Origin of the sequence: Microcoleus vaginatus PCC 9802, assembly GCA_022701275.1 — a bacterium.
GTDB classification, from domain to species: domain Bacteria; phylum Cyanobacteriota; class Cyanobacteriia; order Cyanobacteriales; family Microcoleaceae; genus Microcoleus; species Microcoleus vaginatus_A.
The window spans coordinates 2,652,911-2,676,735 of sequence record CP031740.1; the positions used below are offsets into that span (position 1 = coordinate 2,652,911).

Here is a 23,825-nt window from a genome sequence, read left to right on the forward strand (position 1 = left end):
TTAATCAATGCTGCTTAAAAAGTGTCGGGACTATTTTTAAGGGAGATCAGCCTGTATACTTTTTGACGGATTTTTGACAGATATTGAGTATGATAGATACCATGTGCTTAAACTGTATGAAATCTTCTAAGAGTAACGATTAATCGTTGGGAGAATCGACGGATTCAACCCTCACCTTTGGCATTAAGGCAAATTCGGACGCTGGTTGCGGAACTGGGTCAATCCTCTTCAATCGTCATTCCAGAGGGCAGCAAACAGCTTTTAGCTCAGTATTTTTCAGCGAGGTAGGATGTGTGATTGATGCGGTAGATGAGGCTGCTCCTCAAAATTTATTGGCAGGCGATAGTGAGATGGCGATGCGGATGCGATCGCACGATTGGTCGCAAACACCACTGGGGGCGGTCGAAACCTGGTCGGACAGCCTGAAAACGGCCGTGCAAATCCTGTTGACCGAACTCGATCGCACCCAGCACCCAGAAAAGACGCAGCTAGAATCCGATCTGCCACAGAAACGCCCATCAACAGATGCCTTGCATCAAACTGCCCAAGCCGATGCGTTTCGAGTTAAGCTCACCAATGCGCTGCGCCCGCTGACTGATGCCAATGAGATTCAGGCAACCGCTGCCCGTGTTCTGGGCGAGTCTCTAGGAGCAAGCCGCGTCATTTACGTTGAAGTGTTACCCGGCGGCAAAGAGGTTATCGTTCATAAAAACTACACGAACGGTGTTGCCGAACTGAGCGGGCTGTACAATCTGGAGGACTTCGGACGCAACCTGACAGACGACCATAAAGCGGGGCGAACAGCGATCGTTCCCGATGTGGCAAACTACCCTAAATACACAGCAAGCCAGAAGGTAAGTTATCAAGCAATTGATATTGCCGCGCACATTGATGTGCCGCTGATCAAGAACGATCAATTTGTCGCGTTGTTGGCGGTGCATCAGGCAAACCCTCGCCAGTGGATGGAAGATGAGGCAAGACGAGTCGAGGAAACCGCAGAGCAGACGTGGGCAGCCATCGAGCGTGCCCGTGCCGAAGCCGCATTACGCCAGAGCCGCACCGAACTTGAACAGCAACTGCGGAAATTCGATGCGATCGTAACTGCAATTCCCGATTTTATTTACACCTTCGATTTGGCGGGACGGTTCACTTATATCAGTCCAGGGTTGCTCGATCTTTGGCAGAAAACTTCGGATGAAGCTTTGGGAAAGAACTTTTTCGAGCTAGATTATCCAACCGATTTAGCGACCCGACTTCAACATCAGATTCAACAAGTCATCGAGACGTGCCAGTTGCTCAAAGACGAAACGCCCTACACTAGCGCCATCGGCACGCGCACCTATGAATACATTTTCGTGCCACTTTTAGGAGGCATAAACGGTGCAATAGAAGCAGTGGCAGGCGTGATGCGAGACATCACCGATGGCAAACGGGTAGAGCAAGCCTTGCGCCAAAGCGAGGAGCAGACTCGGAATATTCTGGAGAGCATCGCTGAAGCGTTTTTTGCCCTGGATGAAAACTGGCGGTTCACCTACGTCAATCGATCTGCCGGGACACTGCTCGATCGCACTCCAAGGGATTTGATTGGCAAGAATTTATGGGAAGAATATCCAGGACTGATTGGCAATGATTGGGAGCAGATTCACTGGATCGCCATGCGCGATCGTGTGGCTGCGTCAAAGACCGCGCTTTACCCGGATCACGCTCGTTGGTACGAAGTTCGCACCTACCCCGCCCCAAACGGCATCACCGTTTATTTCAAGAATGTTACCGAGCAGATTCAAACTGCCGCAACCCTGCGTCAATCCGAAGAACGCTACCGCAGTCTATTTGAGTCGATCGACCAAAGCTTTTGCCTCTGCGAAATGCTGTTTGACGAGAACGGTGAACCGATTGATTATCGCTTTCTGGAAGTCAATCCGATCTTTGAAAAGATGACGCGACTTCAGGATGCAGTCGGGAAAAGGGTGCGGGAACTGGTTCCAGATCTGGAAGCGCACTGGTTTGATATCTATGGCAAAGTCGTGCAGACTGGTGAATCTGTGCGGTTTGAGAATCAATCCGCTGCGATGAATCAGTGGTTTGATGTCAACGCTTTTCGCGTCGGCGAACCGCAAAATCATCAGTTTGCCCTCTTGTTCACTGATACAAGCGAACGCAAACGGGCAGAAGAAATTTTGCAGCGAGCCGCCGAATTCGATGCTTTCCGTGTTTCTCTGACCGACGCGCTGCGTCCGCTTGCCGACCCAGTGGAGATTCAGGCTACGGCCAGCCGTGTGCTGGGTGAATATCTCGGCGCAAACCGGGTGGCATACTTTGAGGTTCGCGGTGCTGATTACGTCGTTGAGCGTGATTATATCAATGGAGCCTTAGGGATGGCTGGCAACTATTCGATTGATTCGTTCGGGCCGAAGCTGCTCGCAGCATACCGCACTGGTCGCGCCGTGTCCGCATCTGATGTGGAAGCCGATCCCAACCTATCTCCAGATCAGCGATCGGCCTACGCCGCGATCGAGATTGGGGCATACATCGGCATACCCCTGGTCAAGGAGGGCGAGTTCGTAGCGGGGCTGGCAGTCCACACATCCGAGCCGCGAGCTTGGACACTGGACGAGGTGTCCCTGGCGGAAGAAGTGGCCGAGCGCACTTGGGCGGCAGTCGAACGCGCCCGCGCCGAAGCAGCCTTGCGAGACAGTGAGGAGCTAAAGCAACGCATACTCGAAAGCAGCCAAGATTGCATTAAAGTCTTAACGCTCGATAGCGAAATCGTCTATATCAATCCAGGCGGATTCTGCTTGTTGGAAATCGACGATCCGTCACTCGTTCTAAACACCTGTTGGCAAGATATCTGGCAAGGTAAATATTATGAAAATGCCAAGGCCGCGATCGCGGCTGCCAAAGCAGGCAAAGTCGGTCAGTTGCAAGCCTATCTTCCCACTTGCAAGGGCACACCAAAGTGGTGGGACATCATTATCACACCCGTGCGGAATACCACTGGAGAAGTGACGCAACTTTTAGCAATTTCACGTGATATCACGAAGCAAAAGCAAGCTGAAACTGAACTGGAACTAATGCTGGCGCAAGAGCAAGTTGCACGAGAATCTGCCGATCGCGCCAACCGGATCAAAGATGAGTTTTTGGCGGTGCTGTCCCATGAATTGCGATCGCCACTCAATCCGATTCTCGGCTGGTCAAAACTATTGCAGCAGAGAAAATTCGACGCGGCAAAAACCGCAATGGCATTACAGACGATCGAGCGTAACGCCCGACTCCAAGTGCAACTCATTGACGATTTGCTCGACATCTCTAGGATTTTGCGCGGCAAACTGATTTTAACCGTGATGCCCGTCGATCTGAGTAAAGTCATCTCAGAAGCCCTGGAAACCGTTCGCTTGGCCGCAGAAGCGAAAGCCATTCAAATTGACACAACGATTTTACCCAGTGTTGGCATCGTAATCGGCGATGCTGGGCGGTTGCAGCAGGTGGTTTGGAATCTGTTGTCTAACGCAGTCAAATTCACACCTCACCAGGGACAAGTCGCTATCACTCTAGCTTTCGATGAAACCCACGCTCAAATTCAAGTTACCGATACTGGAAAAGGGATTCGCTCTGATTTCCTGCCCTATGTCTTCGAGCATTTCCGGCAAGAAGATGGAGCTACCACCCGCAAATTTGGCGGCTTGGGATTAGGACTGGCGATCGTGCGGCAAATTGTGGAATTGCATGGGGGAACAGTCGCGGTTGATAGCCTTGGTGAAGGACAAGGAGCTACGTTTACAGTTCGCCTTCCGCTTGCGCCTCGCTCTCAGGAATTGCCAGCGATCATCGAGCAGCCATCCGACTCAACCGGAGATTTAAGCGGCATTCATATCTTAGTCGTGGATGATGAGGCAGACTCACGCGAGTTTGTGGCGTTTGTTTTAGAACAAGCGGGGGCGATCGTCACCAGCGTTGCTTCTGCAGCCAAAGCACTGCAAGCATTTTCCCAAGCGGTTCCACAGATCCTTGTCAGTGATATTGGGATGCCAGAAATGGATGGCTATATGCTGATGCGTCAGATTCGCAGTCTGCCGCTTGAGCAAGGCGGACAAATTCCAGCGCTCGCCCTGACGGCTTATGCTGGGGAGATGGATCTAAAGCAAGCGATCGCCGCAGGCTTTCAACGTCACCTTGCCAAACCTATTGATCCAGAGGCAGTGATTGCGATCGTCACCGAATTAGTATGCTCTTGTAGTTAATTTCGTAATTAAACAATATAGTCAGCCCGAGTTTTGCCGTGGTATTCATCGACAATACCCAAAGCCTTTTCAAGTAGATCGGGCGCTACCCAGAAAAGAGTTATATCCACTACATACCAAACCACTCAAATTTTTATCGCCCAACCACCTCGGTACATTCCATACAAAATTAACCACCAAAATAAGACTGCAGTCACGGCAAATGCTAGGGAACCATTCAGCGGCCCCGCCCACGGCACAAACCAGTTTTCATAAATCCAAGTGTAGGTTGTTGAAGCATTTTGACCAGTATAGATATGGGTTTTTAGAAGAATTCTGGCGACAATACCGGAAGCAACAAACAGGAAAATAGCATTCAATCCCATGATTTCACACGGTCGCCCCCATTTCCAATCCCGCACTTCAATTGTTTCGTAGCAAGTTGCTAGCAATAGCAAGGCCCAACCAGCAGTAAAAACTACATAAGAACTCGTCCAAAGTTGTTTGTTGATCGGAAATAAAAATCCCCACAAACGGCCGATTACCACGCAACTGAGGCCGCAGATTGCTAAGTTGATACTGGTGCGGGTTTTGATTGGCTGGACGCGGAGCCATTCTCCTGTAAAGTAGCCGATCAGGACTGTGACAACTGCGGGTAAGGTACTCAACAATCCTTCGGGGTCGAAGGGGCCACCTTTGTACAGGTGTTGGCTACCGAGAATTAGCCGATCGACATATCCTCCTAAATTTCCTTCTGGCGTGAGTTCACCGGCAGTGTACCCCCCTACAGCAAATACGGTTAAGGCAGCCCAATAGCCCAAAAGTACCGCAACAGCGAGCAGTTTTTGATTGCGGGGGGAAAGGTTGATAATGGCGATCGCACTAATGAAATAAGCTAAGCCGATGCGCTGCAATACTCCCATGATGCGGATTTTACCGAAGTTTTCCACTGGGGCGCTGTTGAGAAGTACGTCAAGGGCGATCGAAGATGTATTTAGCAGCAATCCTAATATAAATAGAATCGCGGCGCGGCGCGCAATTCGCCAGTAAATATTTGAATAAGGAAGAAGGAATAAGGAAGAAGGAAGAGGGTTTTTGGCGGATTCTGATTTTTCTTTTGTTTGTGTAATTTTTGAGGTTTCTATTCCGGTTTGTGGATAATTTTGAGTATATTTAGACAGGGAGAAAGACATCGCGCAGCCAACGATGAACAAGAAAAACGGAAATATTAAGTCTGTCGGGGTGCAGCCGTGCCATTCTGCGTGATCTAGCGGTGGATACACCTGTTCCCAACTACCGGGGTTGTTGACTAGAATCATGGAGGCGATCGCAATTCCGCGAAAAACATCAAGGGATTTGAAGCGCATAAATTAAGTTGTTTGTTCACTGTTCACTGTTCACTGTTCAATGTTCACTATCTTAGCTGATGCCTATTTCCTAATTCTTTTCGGCCCAATTCCCAATTCCCCATGCCCTATGCCCTATACCCCATTCGCTATGCCCACTTCCCGATTCCCGATTCCCCATTACCTATATCTCTATCCCTTCCAGAGTCATAATGACTGCATTCTTCATCAACATCTCGCAGCGTTCTGCATAAAAAGCTGCTGCCTTATCATACTTGTTGACTTGCAAGACGCGCAGAAACATTTGCCTTGCTTGCGCGAATTGCTGCTGGTAGTGAAAAAAAATTCCCTGTTCAAAATAAGTTTGGGTTTGTGCTTTTAGTTCGATCATTGTCGGCGAGTCGCCATCGTAAATTTCAAATACAGCAACTGGTGTTTGTTTTCCTTTTACTTGAACGCGATCGAGAAACCGGCACTTGTAATGTTGAGGATCGTCTATGCGGCAAAGGGTTTGGACGCTAGCTACAATAGCCACCCCATAAAGCTTTGTCAATCCTTCCACGCGGGAAGCTAAATTAACGGCATCAGAAATCACCGTACTTTCCATTCGTTCCGCTTCGCCAATCGTACCTAACATTAAAGTCCCCGTATGCAAGCCAATCCCTATCGAAATAGGTTGATAGCCACTGTTTTGCCTGTGTCTGTTATAAATTTTCACTTGCTTCTGCATCTCAATTGCTGCTTGCACAGCATCTTCAGCCCTGTTAGGAAACAAAGCCATAATCCCGTCACCAATGTATTTATCTATAAAACCGTTGTACTCGCGGATAACTGGGCCAACTCGGCTTAAGTAAGAGTTAAGAAATTCAAAGTTTTCTCGGGGAGACATACTTTCTGACAGACTTGTAAATGAGCGAATGTCGGCAAACATAATTGTCATTTCTGCTTGTACAGAGTCTCCTAGTCTGGCATCAACGATGCTTTCTCTTTTGAGAAATTTCAAAAATTCACGGGGTACAAAGCGGGCTGATGCGGCTGCAATTTTTTCTAGTTCGCTTTTGCTGGATTCGATTTGATTGAGTGATCTAAATGCTCTCAGTGCGGTGACTACTGTGGTAAATAATTTTTTGTTAGTAAGTTCTGTTTTGGTTTTGTAATCATTGATATCGTAGCTGACAATTACCACATCTTCTGGTACTTGCCCCGGCTGTCCAGTGCGTAAAATAATCCGCACTACTTGATTATTTAAAATATCGCGGATGTATTTAACTACTTCCAAGCCGGCTTCTTCTGTTTCCATAACTACATCGAGTAAAATCAATGCTATGTCGTAGTTATCTTGGATTATTTCTTTAGCTTCTTTTCCTGAGTAAGCGCTGATAAAGGTTATACTTTTTCCTTCAAATTTAAAATCGTTTAACGCTAGCTTAGTAATATTGTGAATTTCTATTTCATCATCTACAATTAATATTTTCCAACTTTCTTCTAGCGGTTTTTGTTCCACCTCGTCTTCCTCGGCAAATATTAATTCATCGTCGCCCGCGGCGATTAATTCGTCCTCACCAACAGCCAACAGGTTTTTACTAGCTTCTGACATATATCGTTCTCCTATATAAAACTTATATCTATGTTGGCGGTCTAATAACTAATTGCTCATTTTAGCGGGAAATTCAATCATAAATTTTGTGCCTTTATTTACTTGACTTGTGCAGTTAATTGTGCCTTTTAGTTTTTGAGTAACAAGGTTATAAATAATGTGCAGTCCCAATCCCGTGCCTCCCTGACCTCTTTTGGTGGTAAAAAACGGTTCAAAAATTTTACTGAGATTTTCTGGGTCAATTCCTTTGCCGTTATCGGCATATTCAAATATTAGCCGATCGCCCTCTAGTTTGAAATCAAAAGCCAGAACGCCTTCGTCTTCTCCGTCGTAGGCGTGAATTAGGGAATTCAACACCAGATTTGTCACAATTTGACACACTACGCCGGGGTAACTGTCCACTACAATGTTTTCATCACACTTAATCTCTATTTTATGCTTAGTTCTTTTTAGTTGGGCTGTTAAGGAGGTCAAAATTTCCTCTAGATAGTTTTTAACATTAAACGTGCGTTTTAACTCGCTCGACTGATCTACAGCTACTTCTTTAAAACTGTGAATCAAGTCGGCTGCCCGCGTGAGGTTAGATAAGATCATATTACTGCTTTGCATGGCGGTATCCAGAAACTTTTCTAACTCGGAACGTTTTATTTGGCCGTTACTGTAAACCTCAAAAAACTTTGTGGCTTTTTCAGCAAGCAAGGAGGCGGCGGTGATGCCGATCCCGATGGGAGTATTGATTTCGTGGGCAACACCTGCAACCAACCCGCCGAGGGCAGCCATTTTTTCCGACTCTACCAGTTTATTTTGAGCCGATTTTAAGTCTTCTAAAGTTTGGGAGAGCTCGGAGGTACGCTGCTGTACTAAATTTTCGAGATTCTGATTGAATTGGTGCAAGTTGGCGTAAAGTTGGGCATTTTCGATGGAGATAGAAATTTGAGAAGACAGCAGTTTTAATATTTCTAACCTGTCTTGTGTAAAAGCGCCTGTAGTCAGATTGTTTTCTAAATATAGAATGCCAGTGAGTTGGCTTTGATTAATTAAGGGAGTGCAAAGAATTGATTTAGGTTGAACGGCCATTATATAGGGTGTGCGAGTAAATTGTCCTTCGCGGCTGGCATCATTTAAAACTATACTTTCCTGGGTGCGGGCGACGTAATTCACAACTGCAACTGCCAGCAAAGTTACTTCTTGATCGTCGGCTACAAAATCTATAGGAATTGATTGCATGACAGCAACGCGCTCGACATCTACCGATCCTGATGCTTCAATCACCCATTGACCCTCTTTTTCTAGTATTAAAAAACCTCTTTGCGCCCCGGCATTTTCAATAACAATTTTCATCATTTTTGCCAGCAGTTTGTCTAGAACTATTTCGCCGGCTAAGGTTTGCGATGCTTTAACGGCCGTGGTCAAGTCTAGCACGCCTGCACTGTCGTTCGTAGTGGAAGCACTGCTGGTAGATTTGTGAGTTTCAATATTAGTTGAAATCGAGCCTGAAGTTAGTAAGTGCGAGTATTTCGATTCTAAATGCGCTGCTTTGGCTGTTGCTCCCCAGCGCTGATAGCAATAACGCGCTTCTGTCAAGTAAGTTTTAGAAGTTTTTTCTCGTCCTATGGATAGATAAAATGCTCCTGCCAATTCTGCTGCTAGTGCTTGTACTTGTATGTATCCGTTTTTTTGCGCTCCTTCAATTGCGCGATCGTAGTATTCCATTGCTCTCACAATATCCCCCAACACACGTGCTTTTTCGGCTGTAATTAAGTCGCATTTGTGCTGAAGATTCATGGGCGCCAAAAGCGCTTTTTGTTGAAGTTTTTTCCTATTACTGACAGCGCAAAAAATATGCTCTTCTTGTTCCTCGTCTGTTGCAGATGGATAGGCTGCTAGGCGGGCTAGAGAATCGTAAAACTGGTATTCAGAAACATTAATAAAGCCTGCAACTCCGTCTAAATATACTGCGGCTTGCGCTGCATTTTCTAGCGCTGTAGCGGTATCTTCAAATAAATACGCTAGTATTAATTTTTGCACATAAAAGTGCTGTAGTCCCACCCGATCATTAGCTTTCAACAGCAGCGACAACAATTTTTTTTCGCTGTATTCTTCACCTAATATAAGGTGTGCACTTTCCAATTTTCCCATCAATTGCCAAATAGTTTTTCGATATATTTGATTCCAAGTTAATACAGTTTCTTGCTTGAGTTGAAACAGCAAATGGTTGTAACTTACCATTCTCCGTTCCAGTTGTGGCAAGTCTTGACCGATGAAATACAAAGACTGACAAATATTTACGGCTGAATATCCGACACATTCTAAATCCCCATTTTGTAGCGCACTTTGATAGGCGTCCTCTAATAGCGACAAAGAGTCTTTAACGTGATGCTTGCCGTTCATCAAAATGAATGCTACTAAATTAAGCGTTTTGCTTTTGAATTCTAACGCATTTAATCTATCGCTCAAATTTAAAGCTAATTGACCGAAGCGATCGCCCGATTCAATATCTCTAACTATTCCTTTTAAAATTGCTCCGTAATGAGCATATCCGAAGGCCGAAAAAGCAGAGTTTCCGTAGTTTAGAGATAAATTAACTTGCTCGCACACAATCAGCGGCAGCAGCACAGGTTCAACTATAAATGTAGCTGAAAACATACTGGAAAGCACACGCATCGTTGCTAATTTGTGCGGATTGGTCATAATTGGCAAGTTAATTAAATTTTCTATTTTTTTGTCTGTTAAATAAGCGGCGGTTTTAGCCAGCGCTTGCTGAATGTGGAGGGGAATCGGCGATTCGGGAAAGTTTATTCCTAACATTTTTAGTGCTTCGCGACCAATTTTTACAGATTCTTGGAGTTTGGTTTGCATCGCACAAGCTATGATTCTGATTTCAAAAACTTTGATTTTGTCTAGTTCATTTTTTGCGTGTTGCAGAACAATTTCCGCCCATTTTTCCATTGGTTCAAAGTCGGTATTGAGGTAAGCAGCTTCTGCTGCTGACTCGTACAGTGCAAGAGTCAAGTCGTAGTCAGTTTGCCAACTTTCGGGGGGAAGCAGTTCAATACCTGCGGTTAAATACTTGAGGGCGAGTTCGTAAGCTGCACTTGCTTTTGCTTTGCGACCTGCCATTAAATTTAATTGGCATAATTGAAATTTTTCTAATTTGCTGCTGATTATGGGTTTTGCTAAATTTAGTTGATTTACGGTATCAAAAATATGCTCTTCTAATTGCTCGGGCGGTGCGTTTTGTAGCAGAATTTGACCTATTTTAAGATGGGTTTCTTGTTTCTGATAATCGGATATTAAAGCATAAGCTGCTTGCTGAACTCGCTCATGCAAAAATTTGTAAGTTGCCCTAGGAACATCAGCCACGGGTAGAGACAAGTCATCGGTAAAGTCTCTAGATATTGTGTCTGTTATTTCTGTGCTTGCTGCTAGTGCGATCGGAATTTTGTAGGCGTTATTCACGAGCAAAATCAGACCGGACTGAAGTGCCTCACCGAGGTCTGTTGCTGGCGACGCCAGAGGTTTTTCGGCGATGAGCGAGAGAATTTCTAAATCAAATGTGTTACCGATACAAGCGGCTAATTTGAGCAGTTCCTGCGTATTATGTGAAAGTTTTTGAATGTTATTTATCATTAATTCGACAACATTGTCAGTTATTGCCATTTCTTGTATTTGTTCGATATCCCACTGCCACTCGCCTGGGATTTGGCATTTTTTTACAATACGCTCTGAGATTGGTTGGGCTAAGTCAGAAAGGTTTGGTTCAGCTAGCTCGACCAAATTAGCCGAGGGTGAAAATTTAAATTGGATCAAACTTTTTGAGTTAAGAAATTTTATTAATTGAGTTAAAAAGAATGGATTTCCACCCGTTTTTTGAAAAAGCAATTCTGCTAAACTTAGGGATTTTTCTGGGGCGCAATTCAAAGTATCGGCAACGAATTGGTTGACGCTGCTTATATCTAAAGGCGAAAGGGCGATCGCACTTACAGTGCCGCCTGCTTTTTTAATTGCTTCGGCGGTCAGCATTAGAGGATGATTTGCATCTACTTCCTGCTCTCTATAAGCTCCAATTATTAATAAATATTGAGTTCCCAGGTCAGTTGCTACCAGTTCTATTAACTTGAGAGATGCTGAATCGACCCACTGCAAGTCGTCCAGGAAAATTACTAGGGGGTGTTCTTTTTGAGCAAAGACGCGGATGAAGTTTTGAAATACTAAATTAAAGCGATTTTGAGATTCATTTGCTCCTAAATCGGGCACGGGGGGCTGCGGCCCGACAATCAGTTCTACTTCGGGAATAGCTTCAATAATTACTTGGCAGTTGCCGCCGAGTGCTTTTAAAATTTTTTGTTTCCAAACATGGATTTGTGCGGCATTTTCTGTAAAAATTTGCCGTAACAAATCTTGAAAAGCTTGGAGCAAAAAAGCGTAGGGAATATCGCGCTTAAATTCCTCAAATTTGCTGTCAATAAAATACCCGTTTTCCTGCCGAATCGGCTTGTAAACTTCATATACTAACGAGGATTTTCCCACACCTGCGCCACCAGAAATCAGCACGATTTCTGTATGGCCTCGCCTCATCCGCTGGAAAATACTGAGAAGCATATTAACTTCTGCTTCTCGCCCGTAAAATTTTTGCGAAATTTGCAGGTGACTTGACTGATCTTGTTCGCCGAGGGTTAGGTGGGAAATTTTGCCTGTTGTTTGCAGTTGAGCGAGACAATTTTCCAAGTCGTACAAAAGTCCGAAAGCACTTTGATACCTGTCTTCGGCTGTTTTTGCTAAGAGTTTTATGGCGATATCGGAAACGACTTGAGGAATCTCTTTGGTTCCTACTTGATTGATTCTGCCTTCGATGCTTCTGCTTTCTACTTTTTGCTTTCTGTTTTCACAAGGAGAAACTGGCGTTTTGGCAATATGGCAGTGTACTAATTCCATGGGATCGATCGCCTGAAAAGGCAATTCGCCACAAAGCATTTCATAAAAGGTGACGCCTAAAGAATAAAAATCAGTGCGGTAGTCGATCGCCCGATTCATGCGTCCCCGTTTGTTCAGGAGACATATAGGCGAGAGTGCCCTCGAGTAAATGGGGATGGCTGGGGGCGGGGTTTTCGCCCGGTAGCAGGGAGGCGATCGCAAAATCAGCAATTTTGACATCTCCTGTCTCGATATTGACAATAATATTGCTGGGTTTAATATCTTTGTGGATAATGTGGTGTTCATGGAGTTGCCCAATAGTTTCTGCTAGTTTGATGGCAATATGCAAAAATTGTTGTAACTCTAGCTGGTTGTTCCTGAGAAAGTCTTTTAGGGAAATGCCACCAAAATCTTCTAAAACTAAAACAGGAAAGTGATTGTATGTTTCTATTTTGTAAAGCTTGACTATTCCGGGCAAACTCAAATTTTTAATAATTTCGGATTCGTGGAGGAGTTGGGATATTTGCGCTGGGGTAGGGTATGGGGGCGTGAGAGTTTTGAGGATAACGGGTTTTTGTTCCTCAAGCTGCATCCCTCGATAAATAACTGTGTGAGGGTTTGTATAAAGTTCTTCGTCAATGCGGTATCCAGGGATAGAAATCATGATATTTGCGGCTAATTTGAAATATCTGGTTATACAATTTTAAATGTTAGATTGGGAATGATTGATGACATAAGGTTTTGGTTCAGACCTACAGTTGCATTCTTTTTTGCCACAAGTATTATTAAGTAAGTGGAAATACACATCGCGATCGAGTGTGGTTTTTACGGCAGTAAACTGGCTACTATGATATAGCTGAGCTAAAACCCTCCCTAAAGAGTTCTCCTAGATACTTTTTTTGTCGCTTATTTACTTATCTATATTTTAGTCTTCAAAAAATCTGAAGTTGCCTTTTGCTATCCCGCCAGTGCCAAAATAAACGGGTGTGTGCAAATCAACAGCTAAAATCTAAAAAAATCATGCAGAATATAACTGCCTCAAATCCAGCTAATGCGACCGATCGCCCTTTTGGCACCGCAGACATTCAATTGCTGGTAGTGGATATAGACGGCACGATCGCAGGTTTGTCAAATACCATCCGAGAACCAGTCAAGCAGGCAATAATTTTGGCTGCCGAGTCGCGGGGAGTGAAAGTAGCCGTCGCTACGGGCAGGATGTACCGCTCAGCTTTGCGTTTTCACCGCGACATCGGCTCAACATTGCCACTGATTTGCTACCAGGGTGCATGGATTCAAGATCACGCTACTCAAAAACGGCTGCGGCACTTGCCGCTGTCGAAACAAACTGCTCTGCAACTGTTAGATTCTTTTGAAGAACCGCATTTGCGACCGCTCCTTTCGATCCATTTCTACATTGAGGATCAACTTTACGTGCCGGAAATTACCGCAGCTACCCGAATTTATGCCGAACGATCGGGCATTGAACCAATGGTGATTAAAGATTTGCGGCGAGATCTTCCGGGCGAACCGACGAAAGTTTTGGCATTGTGCGAGAATCCGGGGGTACTCGACGGCTTGCTCAGCAGTATGCGGCAGCGCTACACGCCTGCGGAGCTTTATTTGACTCGATCCGTTGCTACTTTTTTTGAAGCTACGCATCCTTTGGCGAATAAGGGAGATGCCGTGCAGTATTTAGCCGAGGAACTTTTGGGTTTGCAAGCGGCGAATGTGATGGCCATCGGCGACAATTTTAATGATGTAGAAATGATTGCCTACGCGGGTGTGGGCGTGGCAATGGGCAATGCTCCTGATGCGGTGAAGGCTGCTGCTGATTGGGTGGCACCTGATGTGGAGGAAGACGGAGTGGCGGCTGCGATCGAACAATTTGTTTTGGCCGATCGTTGATATTTGTAGCACCAATACCGCAGGGGCGGGTTTAGCGGCGAGATTTGGAAAAAATGTATATCAACCCGCCCCGACCCAGCGACAATTTATTATTATATAACTCTCTAGTTTTGAGTTCTATGCAATCAAATTTTGATGATTAAAAAAATCCACACTTTCGGATTTTTCGATATCAAGTGCAGTCAATTACTTTTTTTGCAACATCAGAATATTTATTTAACGAACCGCGAAGACGCTAAGAAACCGAAGGAAGAAATGAAGAAAGCGGGGCGGGCTTACAGATCTTCTGGATGTGAATTTATAGATAATTTCAAACTCTTAAAAATGGGTTCCAACAGAAAGAGCACCGACGACTGGCCGTGTTTCGTCTCGGTGCTCTTACTGGTTCGCTCCTCACACGTCCATCAATATAGCTGACTCAGGAAATTGTGTCAATACTTTTTCCAAAAATTGTTTTGTTAGTCGGCTGCTGCCGGGGTGCCGATGCGGTGGAGCGAGGCTGAACCTGTGTAATGCAGGGGTTTTTGTCGCTCGCCCGCGATTGGATTGAGCAGAAAAATTTTACTTCAATTCCAGCAGCCAGTCCAAAATCAGAGCGTTGACTTCACTCGGCCGCTCGTCGTGGGGACAGTGGCCTGTGTTGGGAATTGAGACAAATTTCACTGGTTTATCGTTGGCGGCCAATTGTTGATAAATCTGGCTGCCGGCGATTGGCGTCCAGGGGTCGTCTGCGCCCCAAAGTACCAATAACGGACGATCGACTTTGGGCAGCAGTTCTGAAGGTTGAGGGCCTGGAGGGGCTGTGAGAATCGAGGCAAACACCTGTTGAGCTCCCGGTTCGCAGGAGGGGGCGTGGAGGAGTTCTACGAGTTCGTCGGTGATGGCTTCGCGGTTCCCGTAAACTTGGCGCAGGGTGTTGCGGATGCGGTGTTTTTGGCGGATGTTGTTGAATACAAATGGGCCGATCAGGGGCGATCGAACTAATTTAGTAAAAGTCCCCATCACTACTCGCAGCGGGAAATTCAGTTCGTCGGGCCGGTGGTTGAGTCCGCCAGCACAGTTGATTAAGACTGCGCCGGCTGATATTTCTGGATGGTTGGCGACTACCATCAAACTCAGCAAAGCGCCGATCGAATTCCCGACAAATACAGCCGGTTCCTGTACAAGATCCGCCCAGAAATCAGTCAGCAATTCTTCCCACAATTCCAGAGTGTAATCGAGGGGTGGTTTGGCGGAAGCACCGAATCCCAGCAAGTCCAGAGCAAATACGCGATAGCCGCCGGCCGCTAGTGGGGGGATATTTTGCCGCCAATGTCCGATCGAAGCGCCAAATCCGTGAATCAAGATCAGAGGGCGGCCGGTTCCTTGGACGGTATATTGGATTTTGTGACCTTTCCAAGTCCAAATTAGCTTTTCAAAACTCGTTGCAGATACTAGCTGTTGTGCTGTCACGGCTCTTAATGTAAATTTTCGTTAACTTCTTTGATCATACCAGCACAATCCCTCTAAGGGCGGCATCGGAGCAACGGGCCACAAGAACATTGAACAAATAGTGGAACGGGCTTCTAGCCCGTTCTTGAGAATGGTGCAAGATATCAGGTTAAATAAACATATAAACTTCCTTCATTCTTCCTCCTGACATCCGTTACATCCGTTACATAATCCGTTGCCGAACTTCCTTCTTCCTTCTTCCTTCTTCCTTCTTCCTTCTTCCTTCTTCCTTCTTCCTTCTTCCTTCTTCCTTCTTCCTTCTTCCTTCTTCCTTCTTCCTTCTTCCTTCCCAATTTTTAGTTTTTTTCTAGCAACCAATAAGTCATCATATTCCCCTTACCTTTGACCGGAATTACGCCTCGCCTCTCAAACAAATACTTATCTTTCAAAAGCTCATAAGTAACATCAGTAACTTGAATTCTGCCTGCAAAACCCGTAGCTTCCATCCTCGCCGCTACATTCACAGTATCTCCCCACAAATCATAAGTGAACTTGCTCACACCAATTACTCCCGCAACCACCGGCCCGGAATTGATGCCAACGCGAATTGCCAGTTTTTCCCCTGTCTCGGCGCACAACTTTGCTATTTTTGCCTGCATTCCCAAGGCCATTTGGGCGATCGCCTCGGCGTGATCCTGTCTGGGGGTAGGCAATCCCCCGACTACCATGTAAGCATCGCCAATAGTCTTAATTTTCTCCACCCCGTACTTTTCAGCTAACTGGTCGAAGTGCGAAAAAATTACGTTCAAGCGCTTTACCAACTCGGTGGGAGACATTCTCGCCGACAGTTCAGTAAAGCCCACAATATCAGCAAATAAAACACTTACTTGGGCAAAACTGTCGGCGATCGTGCTTTGCTCTGCCTTCAAGCGTTCTGCGATGGGTTTTGGTAAAATATTTAACAGCAACTTCTCGCTTTGTTGTTGTTGAACTTTTAGCGCTTCTTGCGCTAATTTGCGCTCGGTAATGTCCGAAACAGTACCCTCATAGTAGATCAGCTCACCTTTTGAATCTCGAACAGCCCGGACATTTTCTGACACCCAAATCCGCCGCCCGTCTTTGCGACATACCATAGATTCAAATCCCGAAACGGCATTTTCAGCATCCATAGCAGCCACAAATTCGAGGCGGCGTTCTGGGTCAACGTACAGTTGCTGAGCAATATTTTTAATCTCAGACATGAGTTCTTCTGGCGAGTCGTAACCGTACAATTTTGCCAAAGCTGGATTAGCGCTGAGATAGCCTCCTGAAGGCGTGCTTTGAAAAATGCCTTCCATCGCATTTTCTACAATGCTGTGATATTTTTCTTGAGCGATACGCAGCAATTCTTCTGCTTGTTTGCGCTGAATTAAAGAACCTAATTGAGTGCCGACTGCATTAAAAACGTCTATAAATCGTGCGTCTTTCCGACAAGAGGACATTTTAAAGAAAACTAGCACCGCCAATACTTCATCGCCTACCAAAATCGGTACGCCAAAACCAGCTTTGAATCCAAGTTCTAGTGCTATTTGACTTCGGAGAAAATGGGGGTAGCCCCGGGAAATATCTTCTACCCATTCCGGTTGCTTGGATGCCCAAACTCGTCCGGGTAGCCCTATATTCATGGCAAAGGTCAGTTTTTCGCTTTGCCTGCGGAACGATTCCATCATCGGGTTGCTCGCATACCAGCCCCGGGCAGATTGCAGCACACTTCCTTCTGCATCGGGAATCCAAGCTTCTCCTACATCCCATCCGATTGTTTCGCCAACATGGTGCAGAATTACTTCTAAAGCTGAGTGAAAGTCTACAGCTTCGCCGATCGCCCGCGTAGTTTCCAGCAAAAACCGGATTGATTCTTCAGCCCGCTGACGTTCTGCGATTTCTTCCTGCAATCTAGAATTGCGATCGTGCAGTTCCCTAGCTTGCAGTTGCAGTTTGGCTTGCAGCGAACGAAGGGAAAGTTGGTTTTGGACGCGGGCTAAGACTTCTTCTACTTGAAACGGTTTAGTAATATAATCCACTCCTCCTACTTGAAAAGCTTTAACTTTTTCCAGCACGTCATCTAGCGCACTAATAAAAATTACCGGAATATCTTTAGTTTTTTCGCTTAACTTTAACTGCTCACAAACTTCATACCCGTTCATTTGCGGCATATTAATATCTAGTAAAATTAGGTCGGGAGGAGATATTTGCGCCCCTTGCAGAGCCAAGTGTCCGTTAATAGCCTTCCTGACATGATACCCGTAAGATGTCAGCATAGTGGATAAAAGTCGCAAATTATCCGGCATATCGTCAACGATCAGAATGTCTTTAGGAGTCGCTGGTAATGGATGGTCGTTCATCATAATATAATTGAGTTAAATCGATAATGATATCTATCCGAAAATTATCGACTAAATCTGTTAAAGCGTTAGCGAGATTTGCCTCAGTTTCGGGAATTTCCTCGATCAGTTCGAGGATGCGCTGGTCATCTACACAAAGTGCTGCTCGGTGCAACTCGACCACCCAGTCTGTGGGCATTACACTCAAATCTTCGGTGGTCAAACTTTTAAGCAGCGTCGGTGTTGAAAAAGAAGTAGATAAGTTTTCTTTCTCATAAATATAACGCAGGTTGAGGTGATGCGCTATCTTTTCAAAGAGTACCTCTTCCCGAAACGGTTTACAGATCAAATCGTTACAACCAGCCGACAAAATTATTTGCCGCTGCTCGTCAAAAGCACTGGCAGTCAGGGCAATAATTATTGTTTCTCTACCTTCTAGAGTTTTTTTGATCTGTCTTGTCGCTTCATACCCATCCATCACGGGCATCAGCATATCCATTAATATCAAGTGCGGCTTCCAAGTTGAATGCAAAGCAATTGCTTCTTGACCGTTTGTTGCTTCCCGGACTTCAAATCCCAGGGGTACCAGCAGCTTAAGCAGCAGTTGGCGATTTTCTGCTACATCTTCAACTATTAATATCCGATAAGTTTCTTGTCCGGCTTCTAAAGCAATAACTTGTTTAATCGGTAATTTTTCTTGTTCATCACTTTCTGTTACTAAGTTAACCCAGATATTAAAGCTGAAACTTGTGCCTTGACCGAGTTGACTTTCAACAGCAATATCACCTCCCATAATCCGGACAAACTGTTGGCTGATCGGCAACCCCAGACCAGTTCCCTGCATGGAGTTTCGACCAGTTTCGGTTTGTACAAAGGGCTTAAATAATGTGGAAAGTTCCAAGGGAGAAATGCCGGGCCCCGTATCGGCAATTTCAAAAGACAATAGGGATTTGTTTTCTTCGGTGGCGTCTTTTTCAGCTTGGCTGCTGACGCGCAAAGTAACGGTTCCCTGTTGAGTAAATTTAATCGCATTGCCGAGGAGGTTAATTAAAACTTGCCGCAATTTAGCTTCGTCTGTTTGAATGTACTGCGGCAAATCCTCGGCATTTTCAAAAATTAGGTGCAAACCTTTTGAGTTTGCTTTTAGTTGCAGCATTTCTTTGAGACTGTTGAGAAGGTTGTATAGATTAAAGCGACTGGGATTGATAGTAATTTGACCGGATTCTATTTTGGACATTGACAAAACATCATTGATGAGTTCCAGCAAATGTTCGCCGCTGCGGTTAATAATTTCTATGTATTCTTTTTGTTCTTCCGTGATAGAACTGTTGCGGGCCATGACTTGGGAAAAACCGAGAATGGCGTTGAGAGGTGTGCGGAGTTCGTGGCTCATCGAAGCGAGAAATTGGCTTTTGGCGCGGTTGGCAACTTCGGCGTTTTCTTTGGATTTAATCAGTTCCATTGACTGCCTTTGAGTACGGGCGAGCAATTCCGCTTGCTGTAATGCTACTCCTAGCTGAGTGCTTACATCAACTACAACGTTGATTTCAGCTTCGCTCCACTGGCGGGGAGCTGAATTTTGATAGGATGCTAGTAATCCCCAGAGCGTTTTCCCGCAGAAAATTGGCACAATAATGTAGGATTTAGCTTGAAATTTTTCTAGCAAATGGATGTAACAAATATCGAATCCTTGCTTGTAAATGTCTGGGGCACAAAGGTAAGTTATACCTCGGCTGAAAACTCCGCCTTGGGTTTCTTGCAAATAGGTATCGCGTACTTCTTGTGAGGGGCTATCTAATTCTTTGACAACGCAACGTTCGCTGTCTAAAGCGCCTTCAGTAAAGTGAGAATCGAGTTCCTGTTCTTGGATGAAAGAAACCCACTTGTGGTCACGGGATTCGGCTACAAATTCGCCGCTCCAGTCTGGATTGAAACGGTAAATGGCGACTCGATCGCACTTCATGGTTTGGCGCAATTCTCGGGTTGTGGCGTAAAAAATTTCTCGGATATCTAAAGTCTGCCGCATTCTTTCAATGATGCGGGCGATCGCTCTTTGTCGTAAAGCACTTTCTTGCAGTTCGGTTTCTGCCTGCTTGCGTTCGGTAATATCTACAGCCATTAAAGCAATGCCGATGGCTGTACCGTTATCGTCAATTAGCTGAGTATTGTACCACTCGCAGATGATAATTCTGCCGTCTTTGGTCAGATTTTCGGAAGTGCCACTGGATTTGGCGTTCAAGCCGTGATTGAAAATCTCAGATAATTGCGGGTGGTAGCTTTCAGGTACGATCAAATCGGAGGCGACTCGACCAATCGCTTCTTGCTCGCTGTAGCCAAAAATAGCAACGGCCGCGGGGTTCCAAGTGATAATTTCTAAATTGAGGTTTAACTCGATAACTGCGATCGGCGTTTGCTGCAATAAAAACGAGATTCTTTGCTGCGATGCTAGCAGTTTCTCTTCGGCTAATTTGCGGTTTGTGATGTCATTAGCGGTGCCGAGAATTTGTTTGGGTTTACCATCAGTTGTTCTGAGAAATACTGTATCCCAACTGTGCATCCACCGCCATTCACCGTTTTTGTGTTTCATTCGGTATTGAAATTGAATGATCTCGCCGTCTTTGGCTCGCTGCAATTTTTGGATATTTTCAAAAAAAGCTGGCCAATCCTCGGGGTTTATCAGCGTTGACATCATTGCTGTACCCAGATCTTGTATTTCTCGGGCGGTGTATCCGAGCATCGTCCAAAGTTGTCGGTTGCTGTAGACATTCCGGCGTTCAATTACATCGTAAACGTACAATAGGTTGGGATTGGAATCGGCGATCGCTTGAATGAAGTGCTGGCTTTCTCTGAGTGCAGATTCTGTTTGTTTGCGAACGCTAATATCTCGCGCTACAATAATTACTGAATCTGGAGTAAGCGGAGAAACTTTAGCGTCGAGGCAAACTTCACGCTCTCCGAGTCTAAAGCTATATTCAACATTCATGCTTTGTTCCGTACTTAGAACTTGTTGGATGGCATTTAATACCAAATCGGCCACAGGTTCCGGCAAGACTTCGTGGACGGTTTTGTTAATCATTTCGCTTGGAGGCTTCACCAAATTCGTTGATGCTGTCGGAGCGATTTTGATGCAGCGCCCTTCTGCATTTCTCACTAAAACTGTGTCAGTCATGGCGGCAAAAATAGCCCGCAATTCTGCTTCAGATTCTTGCAGAGCTTGCTCAGCGCAGATGCGGGTGCGAATTTCTGCTTGCAGCACTTTATTTTGCCGATCGAGCTGCTCAAGCCGGTTTTTTTCTCGATCGATCAGTTGAGCTTGAGCCATCGCAATCCCTACTTGAGCCGCCACAGCTTCTAACAAGTCGATTTCATCGGATGTCCATTCCCGGTAGCGATCGCACTGGTGCAAACAGATAGCGCCGTTTGCCCTGCCTTGGTAGGAGGTGCGAATTGCCAGCATCGATTTCAACCCAACCTGGTGGCAAATCGGTTGAACAGCTTGCAAAAGAGGGTCTGAGTAAACATTGTTGGAGGCGATCGCCAGATCTTGTATCATCATTTGTATGACGTGAGGATTGCCCCAAATTGGAATGGGTACGTTCCAAATAGATTCGCACTCGGGTTCCAGATACTCCGCCGCCAGAGGGATATCGACTTGGGGGGTAGTAACGTAAGTATGAATCAAACAACGATTGGCGCAGAATGCCAGACCGATTTGAGTTGCAGCTATTTGAAATATTTGTTCTGGCTGCAAGCTTGAGCGAATTTCTTGAGTTATTTTTGCAATTAACAATTCTCGTTGAACTTGCCGTTCTAAAGCAGCTTTAGCTCCAGCCATTTCTATTTCTGCGTGCTTGCGCTCGCTGATATCAAAAACTACGCCATACCAAACAATATCGTGATTATCGCGTATTTCTGGCCGAGAATTAGATTGCAGCCATTTGAGTTTACCCGACGGTGTAATAATCCGCCATTCAAAGGCAAAAGGTTCTAAAGTTTTGGCGCTAGTAGCAATTTTTTTGACCAGATAATCTTGGTCATCTGGATGATTTTGAGAGAAGCAAAATTCGGGATTTTTTAATATTTCCTCACTCTCTAATTCGTAAATCTCCCGACAAGCATAACTAATATATTCAAACTTGAAACTTCCATCGGCCTTCTTTATAAATTGATAAAGAACTCCCGGTATATTGACTGCCAATTTCTGCAACCGTGCTTTGCTTTCCCGGAGTGATTGTTCTGTTCGCTTGCGAAATTCTACCTCTTGTTGCAGTTGGGCATTCTGCTGTTTTAATTGTTTTGATAGCTGTTGTATAGTCAATTGACTTTCGATCCGCACTAAAATTTCTTCCACTTGAAAAGGCTTAGTAATGTAGTCAACACCGCCGACTTCAAAAGCTTTGACTTTGTAAAAAGTTTCATCAAAAACGCTCCAGAAAATAACCGGAATCTCCCTAGTTTTTTCGTTAGCTTTCAGTCTGGCGCACACTTCATAGCCGTTCATTTTGGGCATGGCAATATCCAGCAAAATTAAGTCTGGGAGGACGGTTAAATTAGCATTAACCACCATTTCTCCCGAAATCGCCCGCTGAACTTTATACCCTTCTTTCGTTAATATGCTTGATATAAACCGCAGGTTTTGGGGCTGATCATCAATAATTAAAATGTGAATATTTTCTTTATTTAATATCATTTTTGTCTGACTATTGTGATTTTTGTAGTGCTAGCAGCAGGTTGATGATTTAATAAGTTTAGCGATTCCTTCCCGGTCATAATTATTCTTGATTAAATATTTTTTTGCTCAGCAACAAAAAAAGTAATTTTAGATATTAGTTCATCAAATAACGCACCTTCTCTACTTTCAACTTATTAGTTGCTAGTCTTAAGTTACCAAGTAAAGTTAACCGTATTGTAATTATATTTAATGGATCACAAAAATCCCCTTATTTGCTTTCCCAATTAAGTTTGCCTAAAAACAATCATCGCTTAGGCCCTCCCGACCAAAGCAACCGGGTTTTTTAACTTTGTTCAAGGGCTGCGACAACGTATTTTCTTACAACCAGGTTGAGCCGCTTGGGACAGTTTTTTTTACTTGACTTTAGCATTAAAGATCCCAGGATGATAACGCAAGTTTCTTGACATTTTGCTGCCATCTTCAAAGAGTTTTAGCACATATACATACCTGGACGCAGTGCGAGGCGAATAAACCGGGTTTTTTACTTTTGCCCCAGGGAGCATCTCAATGAAAGCAACCAAGCTAGAAATTGGAGTTTTGAGGCAGGAGGCAGGAGGCAGGAGGAAAGAGGAAGGAGGAAGGAGCCAGAAGAAGTGTTTTTACAAATATGAGATGCTGCCTTGCCCCAGGGTGCAACGAAGTATGGCTGTGAAAAAACTCGGTTTCGACGCACCCGTCCACAAGTCTTAAGATATTTATAGGTGACTAAGAGTATACATCGCTCATCCCGCACCCAAAGCCTACCATATCAACTATTTTCTCGGTCTTTTCTATGCCAGCAATTCCTTAAGTTTAGCAAAATTTTCATTGCTGAAGTAAATTTTAATTTCTAGTTCTTGGTCAGATTCCCACAGCAGCAGCATATTATCTTCGCCCAAGGCGATTTCGGGATTGTTTAATTCAAGTGTTTGATATTTAACTTCGGGAATGCCTACGCGAATTACCAGTTCCGATTCCAACTGAGGATAGATGTACAATTGCTGTTGCAAGTTGTCAAGTTCTAATTTGTCAACAGTGTTGTTACGTTGGACAGGAGAAGCGGGTGTGTACCAATAGAGAGTTTGCTCCCGAATTTCGGGATTGACTATCACAAATGTTTCGTCAAAACGCTGGGGATGCCAGTGAATTTCGCTCAAACCGCCGATTTGCGGAATTAGTCGCTCTACCCAGCTAATTTCTTTGCCGTTGAGGTTGCCCCACCACTCACTGATATTATTGAGGTTGTCAGCATTTTCGGGGTGGCTGCTGCCGGACTGCCAGACTGTTTTTAGTTGTTGCATATACAGGTTCTCCAGCGAATTTAAATTTGAGATTGCAGGCTTT

The 23,825-nt window shown here is 44.9% G+C and carries 10 protein-coding genes and 1 pseudogene; 3 read left to right on the top strand and 8 right to left on the bottom strand.

Translation table 11 applies throughout. From position 1 onward, the window contains the following. Positions 1-146 precede the first annotated feature (146 nt). Complete coding sequence (locus tag D0A34_10795; GenBank protein UNU19293.1) at positions 147-4,238, top strand: PAS domain S-box protein; 4,092 nt, start codon at positions 147-149, stop codon at positions 4,236-4,238. 125 nt (positions 4,239-4,363) lie between these two features. Here the strand turns inward: D0A34_10795 and D0A34_10800 are convergent, their stop codons facing one another. The 3 genes and pseudogenes from D0A34_10800 to D0A34_10810 all read right to left on the bottom strand — a co-directional run bounded on the left by D0A34_10800 (position 4,364) and on the right by D0A34_10810 (position 12,738). Continuing rightward, on the bottom strand, positions 4,364-5,584 hold the full coding sequence (locus D0A34_10800) for a DUF1624 domain-containing protein (protein ID UNU19294.1): 1,221 nt from the start codon (positions 5,582-5,584) through the stop codon (positions 4,364-4,366). Positions 5,585-5,747: 163 nt separating this feature from the next. Next, positions 5,748-7,160 (bottom strand): response regulator, encoded by a 1,413-nt coding sequence (locus D0A34_10805; protein ID UNU19295.1) that lies wholly within the window; start codon positions 7,158-7,160, stop codon positions 5,748-5,750. 48 nt (positions 7,161-7,208) lie between these two features. After that, positions 7,209-12,738 (bottom strand): annotated as a pseudogene (locus tag D0A34_10810) (GAF domain-containing protein). Between the two features lie 356 nt (positions 12,739-13,094). Between D0A34_10810 and D0A34_10815 the strand changes: the two are divergent. Further along, entirely contained in the window at positions 13,095-13,979 is an 885-nt protein-coding gene (locus D0A34_10815; protein ID UNU19296.1) for a Cof-type HAD-IIB family hydrolase, read from the top strand. Positions 13,980-14,114: 135 nt separating this feature from the next. Next, positions 14,115-14,396 carry a hypothetical protein gene (locus D0A34_10820; protein UNU19297.1) on the top strand — a complete coding sequence of 94 codons (282 nt, stop codon included), beginning with the start codon at positions 14,115-14,117 and terminating at the stop codon, positions 14,394-14,396. A gap of 144 nt (positions 14,397-14,540) precedes the next feature. Here D0A34_10820 and D0A34_10825 read toward each other — a convergent pair whose 3' ends face one another. The 5 genes from D0A34_10825 to D0A34_10845 form a co-directional block, all read right to left on the bottom strand. Then, on the bottom strand, positions 14,541-15,431 hold the full coding sequence (locus D0A34_10825; protein UNU19298.1) for an alpha/beta hydrolase: 891 nt from the start codon (positions 15,429-15,431) through the stop codon (positions 14,541-14,543). A 171-nt stretch (positions 15,432-15,602) separates the two neighbouring features. Further along, a complete protein-coding gene (locus tag D0A34_10830; GenBank protein ID UNU19299.1) occupies positions 15,603-15,788 on the bottom strand; it encodes a hypothetical protein in 186 nt (61 codons plus the stop codon). Next, positions 15,767-17,794: a response regulator gene (locus tag D0A34_10835; protein UNU19300.1), complete on the bottom strand. Its 2,028-nt coding sequence runs from the start codon at positions 17,792-17,794 to the stop codon at positions 15,767-15,769. Before D0A34_10835 ends, D0A34_10830 begins: the two co-directional genes overlap by 22 nt. Next, positions 17,760-22,460, bottom strand: coding sequence for a PAS domain S-box protein (locus D0A34_10840; protein ID UNU19301.1), 4,701 nt, complete (start codon positions 22,458-22,460; stop codon positions 17,760-17,762). Before D0A34_10840 ends, D0A34_10835 begins: the two co-directional genes overlap by 35 nt. Before the next feature lie 812 nt (positions 22,461-23,272). After that, positions 23,273-23,782 carry a hypothetical protein gene (locus D0A34_10845; GenBank protein UNU19302.1) on the bottom strand — a complete coding sequence of 170 codons (510 nt, stop codon included), beginning with the start codon at positions 23,780-23,782 and terminating at the stop codon, positions 23,273-23,275. Between the last annotated feature and the right edge of the window lie 43 nt (positions 23,783-23,825).

Excerpts from the sequence above, each read along its gene's own strand:
- D0A34_10800 (UNU19294.1), bottom strand. The coding sequence starts at position 5,584 with ATGCGCTTCAAATCCCTTGATGTTTTTCGCGGAATTGCGATCGCCTCC.
- D0A34_10805 (UNU19295.1), bottom strand. The coding sequence starts at position 7,160 with ATGTCAGAAGCTAGTAAAAACCTGTTGGCTGTTGGTGAGGACGAATTA.
- D0A34_10815 (UNU19296.1), top strand. The coding sequence starts at position 13,095 with ATGCAGAATATAACTGCCTCAAATCCAGCTAATGCGACCGATCGCCCT.
- D0A34_10820 (UNU19297.1), top strand. The coding sequence starts at position 14,115 with ATGATTAAAAAAATCCACACTTTCGGATTTTTCGATATCAAGTGCAGT.
- D0A34_10835 (UNU19300.1), bottom strand. The coding sequence starts at position 17,794 with ATGATGAACGACCATCCATTACCAGCGACTCCTAAAGACATTCTGATC.
- D0A34_10840 (UNU19301.1), bottom strand. The coding sequence starts at position 22,460 with ATGATATTAAATAAAGAAAATATTCACATTTTAATTATTGATGATCAG.
- D0A34_10845 (UNU19302.1), bottom strand. The coding sequence starts at position 23,782 with ATGCAACAACTAAAAACAGTCTGGCAGTCCGGCAGCAGCCACCCCGAA.